Origin of the sequence: Acinetobacter sp. P1(2023) (genome assembly GCF_028367635.1) — a bacterium.
Lineage (GTDB): Bacteria > Pseudomonadota > Gammaproteobacteria > Pseudomonadales > Moraxellaceae > Acinetobacter > Acinetobacter pittii_E.
This window is the reverse complement of sequence record NZ_JAQNDD010000015.1, coordinates 43,847-50,486: the sequence shown is the minus strand read 5'-3', so window position 1 is coordinate 50,486 and position 6,640 is coordinate 43,847. Positions and strand designations below refer to the sequence as shown.

Here is a 6,640-nt window from a genome sequence, read left to right as displayed (position 1 = left end):
ATTCCAAAGATTCCAAAGATTCCAAAGATTCCAAAGATTCCAAAGATTCCAAAGATTCCAAAGATTCCAAAGATTCCAAAGAAATAATAGAGCAAACACTCTACTCTGCTTTATATTTCTTCTTATTTTTTACCATACTCCTTTTATTATTAATTATATCTAGATGGTTCCACGTGGAACGCTTAATTACTTTGGTAACTCTAAAATAAAAAAAGCAGGATTACTCCTGCTTTTATCACTATATAACTTTCTTATTAATCAGTGAAAATTACACGTGCAATTGCTTTTTTACCCGATTGAATAATAAAGCTGCCATTTTCTTTTACAGAGAAGCTTGCATCAACCGCGTTCCAGTCAACTTTAACTGCGCCACGAGCTACTGCATCTTTAGCCGCAGCTGCATTCGGATTTAGGCCTGCTACACGTAAAATGGTAGCAATAAATATTTCTCCACCAAATTCACCACGTGAAATAGTTACTTCCGGTGTATCTTCAGGTACTTCACCTTCTGTAATACGGTTACCCGCACTCTTATGGGCATTAGCAGCAGCTTCTGCATCATGGAAGCGTTCAACGAGCTCAAGTGCAAGAATACGTTTTACTTCTTGTGGATTACGACCAGCAGCAATTTCATCTAATAAAGCTTTGATCTCATCAAGAGATTTGAAACTTAATAAATCGAAATAGCGTTCGATTAAAGAGTCTGGCATTGATAAAACTTTTTGGTACATTGCCCCTGGTGTATCAAATACACCAATATAGTTACCTAAAGATTTAGACATTTTATTTACACCATCTAGACCTTCTAGAATCGGCACAGTGATACACACTTGAGATTCTTGGCCATAACGGCTTTGTAAAGTACGACCCATAAGTAAGTTAAAGGTTTGGTCTGTACCGCCTAACTCAACGTCAGCTTCAAGCGCAATTGAGTCATAACCTTGAACTAAAGGATATAAAAACTCATGAATTGCAATCGGCTGATGGTTGCTATAACGCTTTGTAAAGTCATCACGCTCTAACATGCGAGATACAGTTTGCTGGCTTGCCAATTGGATAAGGTCAGCAGCAGACTTTTGATTAAACCATTCTGAGTTAAAACGTACTTTTGTTTTATTTGGGTCTAATATTTTGAAAACTTGTTCTTGATAAGTTTTAGCGTTAGCTTCTACTTGTTCACGTGACAACGGCGGACGAGTTGCACTTTTACCAGTTGGGTCACCGATCATCGCTGTATAGTCACCAATCAAGAAGGTAACTTCATGGCCCAAATCTTGGAAAGTTTTTAGTTTGTTAATAAGAACCGTATGGCCTAAATGTAAATCTGGTGCTGTAGGGTCAAAACCAGCTTTAATTTTAAGAGGGCGATTCTCTTTAAGCTTTTTCAGTAAATCTTCTTCTGAAATAATTTCGTGCGTGCCTCGTTGGATGAGGGCAAGCTGTTCTTCGGCGGGCAAGAAATTTGACATCACAAAACCTAAACACATCAGTTATTCAATTTGTGCGATATACTAACATTTTTTCAGCGTCTTGCAGGGGAAGTTGCATATGAGCGCAATCTATATCGGCGTAATGACTGGCACTAGTATGGATGGTGTGGATATTGTTGCGGCTTCATTTGAGCCACTACAGCTTCATGCCACACTTACAGTTCCATTCGAACCCGAGTTACGTGATGAGCTTATGGCATTAACTTTACCCGATGACAATGAAATTGACCGCATGGGTAAAGCTGATGTTGCTCTAGCCAAAATGATTGGTGATGGGATTAATACTCTCATTGAAAAGCACCAATTAGACCGTAGTCAGATAAAAGCAATTGGTTCGCATGGACAAACTATTCGTCATCGTCCAGAACATGGCTTTACGCTACAAATTGGTGATCCAAATATTATTACTGAAATTACTCAAATTCCGGTCGTTTCAGATTTTCGTCGTAGAGATATGGCAGCGGGGGGCCAAGGCGCACCATTAGTTCCAGCTTTCCATCAAGCATTATTTCAACATCCAAGTATTCATCGTGTGATTCTGAATTTAGGTGGGATTGCCAATGTGAGTATGCTGCCTGCCAATAACAGTGACGGCGTATTTGGTTTTGATACAGGTCCTGCAAATATTTTGATGGATGCATGGTGCCATCGCCATACAGGTCATCCATATGATGAAAATGGCGACTGGGCTGCTTATGGTCACCCTATTCGCTCTTTACTCGACCGTCTTTATGCTCATGAGTATTTTTCTAAAGAACCGCCTAAGAGCACAGGACGTGAAGACTTTAATATTGACTGGCTAGATGACCAGTTAATCGATTGGCGAAATGATTTAACTTATGATGAGTTAGAAGATACACCTGAAAACATCCAGGCAACCTTATTAAAACTTACTGTGCGTGCTATTCAAAAAGCGATTTATCGCTCTGAAATGGAAACAGGCGAAGTGTATGTTTGTGGTGGCGGTGCTTATAACTCTTATTTATTAGAACAATTACGCTGGCGTTTACGTAAGCACAATTGGTCTGTTCAACCTACAGATGTTTTGGGACTTTCCCCTACTTGGGTCGAGGCTACCGCATTTGCATGGTTAGCTATGCGTTTTGTAGAGGGTTTAAGTGGTAATTTACCAGCGGTAACAGGTGCTTCGGATTTCAGAATTCTAGGTACGATCACGGCGGTATAAAGCTATTTATCGATTTGATTGGTCAGATTCGACCTCATAGCACATTTACTGACCCGAAATGCTGTTATTTAAATGAGCATAAAAACTCATGATAAATGCCAACAAAAATAATTTAAGGCATGTTTTTATGGATCTGACCAAACGTATTCATCAATATAAACATGAAGCTTGGACATTCGATGTAATTGATTCAGGCCCTATAGATGGTCCAATCGTTGTTTTATTACATGGTTTTCCAGAAACTGCCCATAGTTGGGAGCGAACCTCTGAGTTATTGCATCAGCATCAATTTAGAACGCTTGCGATCCATCAACGCGGTTATAGTTTAAATGCTAGGCCTCAAAGCCGATTTCAATATTCACTAAGTGAACTTGTAGAAGATGTGGCCAGTTTAATTAAGCAGTTGGGTCAGCCAGTTTATTTAATGGGGCATGACTGGGGTTCGGCAATCGCTTCGGGCGTTGCGATGAAGTATCCACAATATATTCAACATCTCACTTTAGTTTCTGTCCCCCATCAAGCCGCTTTTTTAAAAGCTTGTTTAAGCAGTAGACAACTTTTTAAATCTTATTATTTTGCAATTTTTCAGCTACCGATTCTGCCCGAGCTTTTATTTAAAAAGTTACCTAAATTGGGCCGTACATTTCTTAAATCATCTGGCATGACTAAGCAGCAAATTGAAATATTCGAGGCTGAGTTTATAAAGGAAAATAGATTAACGACGGCGTTGAATTGGTATCGTGGCTTTTTTTGGGACAAACCTCAAAATCCATTTAAAGCCATAGACGTCCCCACTCTTTTTATTTGGGGTAAACATGATATTGCCATCACAGAAAAAAGTGCCGAGCTAAACTCACGTTATTTTAAAAATAGTTATGACGCAGTTTTTATGGATGCGTCGCATTGGATTCCTTATCAGAATGCACCTGAACTCGTGCAATTTTTTTTAGAATCTGTCCGTGAAAAATAATAATTTGCTCAATAAAAAAACCTCTCGTCATGGAGAGGTTTTTAAATTTTAAAATTCTGTTAAATCGAGAATGAAGAACCACAACCACATGTTGTTGTTGCATTCGGGTTTTGTACGATAAAACGCGAACCCTCTAGACCCTCTACGTAGTCAACTACTGAACCAATGAGGTATTGGTAGCTTAATGAGTCAACCAGCATTTTCACATCGCCATTTACGAATTCTGCATCATCTTCATTTACGCTTTCAGCAAAATTGAAGCCATACGAAAACCCTGAACACCCGCCTCCTGTTACATATACACGTAACATGAGATCGTCATTCCCTTCACTATCACGGAGTTGGCGTACCTTATTGGCAGCATTATCTGTCAAAACTAGAGCTTGGGCATTCATGATGATTGTTCCTCGGATTTTGCTGTGCCTTTCAAAATAAAAAAGACCCTATATTGAGTATAGCATAATCAATATAGGGTCTGTCTTCGAAGTTTAAAGCGAATCTTGAGTATTTTTATCAAGATTATTTGTAATTCTCGTCTTGTAAGCCACATTCGAAGTTTTTCGCATCTTGCTTACAACGGAATTGCCATAGTAGTTTCATCATGCGTTTATCGTATACACCACGTTGTGTAAGGTTAATTCGAGACTCACGCATGAGTTTTTGGTAGCCTGGTTTATCGGCAGCCGGAACCTCCATCCAGTATTTTTGTGGAATATCAGCTTTCATTTTACCCAAGATCGTAAAAGCACGTGGTAGCTGACCTGAAACCCATTCTCTAGATTTCTGGCCAAAACCAGCCGGAAACTTGTCGGGACGGATAATAATATTTCCTGTGACCTGTAAGATCGGATAGTTCACAATTGCACCTTTAGTTCCTAAACCTTTTTGTAGTTCCAAAGGTTTAAATGCTGCTGCTGGCGCACCAATAATATCAACTTGATGGTTATTAAATTTCGCACCGAAATTTGTTACATCAGCACTCACAGCCTGTGCCCCGACCTGCTGAACCATAATTTTTTGTGCTTCATCATAGTCAAGAACAGCAATTTTCTTACCTGCAGCTTTCGCTACTGTATTGATGCTGCGATCATTTACCAAAAGATAAGCATCACCAACTGGGATAACACCAACAACCTCATAGCGTCCATTAACCATATATTTACTAAAAGTCGGACTTGCTAAACCTTGCATCACTTTTACAGCAAGCTTGAGGTCAGGAATGGCCCCGATCGCGTCTAATGACCCAGTAAATGAGTTAAATTGGCGGCCACGCATCCCTGATACACTGATACCATCACACTTACCCGCTTTAAAATCTTCAGCAATCACGGCTTCATTCTGGTTTACTTTAAGTTCGATATCAGCGCCCCAGTTTTTAGCGGCAAGTTGATAATCCTTCATCAGTGCATAGACATCGCCATTTTTACCAACGAAGTCAAAAACACATACTGTTTGTTTAGCCTGAGCTGCAAAAGAAACTGTGGTAAGTCCCATCGCAAGTAATAGCATTTTGGAAAATTGCATATTCTTTTTCCTTTCCTTGTGGAGTTTTTGTTTTTCGATACCAAGAAATTTCACACCGATCAGGTATGAATCGGATAGGCCTCATATAAAAATCATGATGGAATATTTGTATAGACCCTATTTGCTTTTATGATTTTATTTCCATGAAAAATAGACAGAGATTGACCTATCTATTAGCAATTATTTTAATCACTCAAGTCCTTAATCCATTTTTATACCCTTCATGTTTCCTTATGAAGTTTTTATCTAAATTTAGCTTAACGTCTTTCTAACTAACCACAATGGCAGAATTGACAGCACACATAAAACAAAAAGCCTAGAACTAGGTCTAGGCTTTCTGAAAAAAATTAGGATTATTCACCAGGCATTGAACATTCAAAGTTAGCCTTGTCTACAGAACAACGTGCTTTTTTCAATACAGACATCATTCCAGCATCGTAAACACCGCGTTTAGTTAAGTCCATACGACCATCACGCAACATTTTTTGATACTTAAGTTTGTCTTCAGCACTTAAATTCATTTTGTATTTGCCAGGAATTTGCGCTTCTAAACGGTTGATCATTGCAAAGCTCTTCGGTAACTGTTTAACAAACCAGTCACGAGATTTTTGACCAAAACCAGCTGGGAATTTATCAGAACGTAATACTAGATCTGCTGTAACGTGTAATACAGGGAAGTTCCACATTACACCGTTTGCACCCAAACCTTTGTTTAACTCTAATGGTTTGTAAGCATAAGCAGGCGCACCTACCATATCTACCTGACCATTGTTAAATTTAGCAGCAAAGTTTGAGATATCAGAAAGAACTGCTTGAGCACCTACACGCTGCACCATAATTTTTTGTGCATCGTCATAACCTAATACAGCGAATTTTTTACCCGCAGCTTTTTCAACAGAGTTAATGTTTTTGTCACGTACGAAGATGAATGCTGAACCTAGCGGAGAAATACCAGCAACTTCGTATTTTTTACCACCCATATTTGTGGTCATTTTTGCTGCATTACGCGCATCTAATACATAAGTAATTGCACGTTGAGCGATTTGGTTGTTTGGAACACCACCGAGTGAGTCGATAGATCCTGCAAATTTATTATATTGGCGTGCACGCATTGCTGTCATTGCTACAGCATCACATTTACCCGCTTTAAAATCATTATCAGCAACAGCCTCGTCCTGACGAGGAACTAAGTTAATTTCAGTACCCCAGCCTTTTGCAGCAAGAGCCCATTCTTCCATCATTTTATATGAGTCGCCTGCTTTTCCTAAGAGGTCGAATACACATACGGTACTCGCTGCTTGCGCTGAAGCAGAAAAACCAACAACAGAAGCGGCAGCCATAGCAAGTACGATTTTTTTCATTTTCTTCATCCTTCCACGGAACAGATTTTTTGTTTGAAGTTTCCTTTCAAACACAGATATTAATCATGTTTTTTAGAAAAAAATAGAGCTTTTACTCAAATATTTTTAT

At 39.1% G+C, this 6,640-nt stretch carries 7 protein-coding genes; 3 read left to right on the top strand and 4 right to left on the bottom strand.

Annotated features, from left to right (window positions below):
• Positions 1-209 (top strand): hypothetical protein (locus tag POD11_RS17035; RefSeq protein WP_271743818.1); only part of this gene is annotated, 209 nt, incomplete at its 5' end.
• Between the two features lie 45 nt (positions 210-254).
• Here POD11_RS17035 and tyrS read toward each other — a convergent pair.
• Positions 255-1,487 (bottom strand): tyrosine--tRNA ligase, encoded by a 1,233-nt coding sequence (gene tyrS / locus POD11_RS17030; RefSeq protein ID WP_025470410.1) that lies wholly within the window; start codon positions 1,485-1,487, stop codon positions 255-257.
• 61 nt (positions 1,488-1,548) lie between these two features.
• Here tyrS and POD11_RS17025 point away from each other — a divergent pair, with 61 nt between their 5' ends.
• Complete coding sequence (locus POD11_RS17025) at positions 1,549-2,676, top strand: anhydro-N-acetylmuramic acid kinase (protein ID WP_262446714.1); 1,128 nt, start codon at positions 1,549-1,551, stop codon at positions 2,674-2,676.
• Positions 2,677-2,803: 127 nt separating this feature from the next.
• Positions 2,804-3,646: an alpha/beta fold hydrolase gene (locus tag POD11_RS17020; RefSeq protein ID WP_262458071.1), complete on the top strand. Its 843-nt coding sequence runs from the start codon at positions 2,804-2,806 to the stop codon at positions 3,644-3,646.
• A gap of 59 nt (positions 3,647-3,705) precedes the next feature.
• Here the strand turns inward: POD11_RS17020 and erpA are convergent, their stop codons facing one another.
• The 3 genes from erpA to POD11_RS17005 form a co-directional block, all read right to left on the bottom strand.
• Complete coding sequence (gene erpA / locus POD11_RS17015) at positions 3,706-4,041, bottom strand: iron-sulfur cluster insertion protein ErpA (protein WP_002115421.1); 336 nt, start codon at positions 4,039-4,041, stop codon at positions 3,706-3,708.
• 124 nt (positions 4,042-4,165) lie between these two features.
• Positions 4,166-5,170: a putative solute-binding protein gene (locus tag POD11_RS17010; RefSeq protein ID WP_239969260.1), complete on the bottom strand. Its 1,005-nt coding sequence runs from the start codon at positions 5,168-5,170 to the stop codon at positions 4,166-4,168.
• Positions 5,171-5,523: 353 nt separating this feature from the next.
• On the bottom strand, positions 5,524-6,531 hold the full coding sequence (locus POD11_RS17005; RefSeq protein WP_002115480.1) for a putative solute-binding protein: 1,008 nt from the start codon (positions 6,529-6,531) through the stop codon (positions 5,524-5,526).
• Between the last annotated feature and the right edge of the window lie 109 nt (positions 6,532-6,640).

Bases quoted from the DNA above. Each gene is read 5' to 3' on its own strand.
- tyrS (WP_025470410.1), bottom strand. From the start codon at position 1,487: ATGTGTTTAGGTTTTGTGATGTCAAATTTCTTGCCCGCCGAAGAACAG.
- POD11_RS17025 (WP_262446714.1), top strand. From the start codon at position 1,549: ATGAGCGCAATCTATATCGGCGTAATGACTGGCACTAGTATGGATGGT.
- POD11_RS17020 (WP_262458071.1), top strand. From the start codon at position 2,804: ATGGATCTGACCAAACGTATTCATCAATATAAACATGAAGCTTGGACA.
- erpA (WP_002115421.1), bottom strand. From the start codon at position 4,041: ATGAATGCCCAAGCTCTAGTTTTGACAGATAATGCTGCCAATAAGGTA.
- POD11_RS17010 (WP_239969260.1), bottom strand. From the start codon at position 5,170: ATGCAATTTTCCAAAATGCTATTACTTGCGATGGGACTTACCACAGTT.
- POD11_RS17005 (WP_002115480.1), bottom strand. From the start codon at position 6,531: ATGAAAAAAATCGTACTTGCTATGGCTGCCGCTTCTGTTGTTGGTTTT.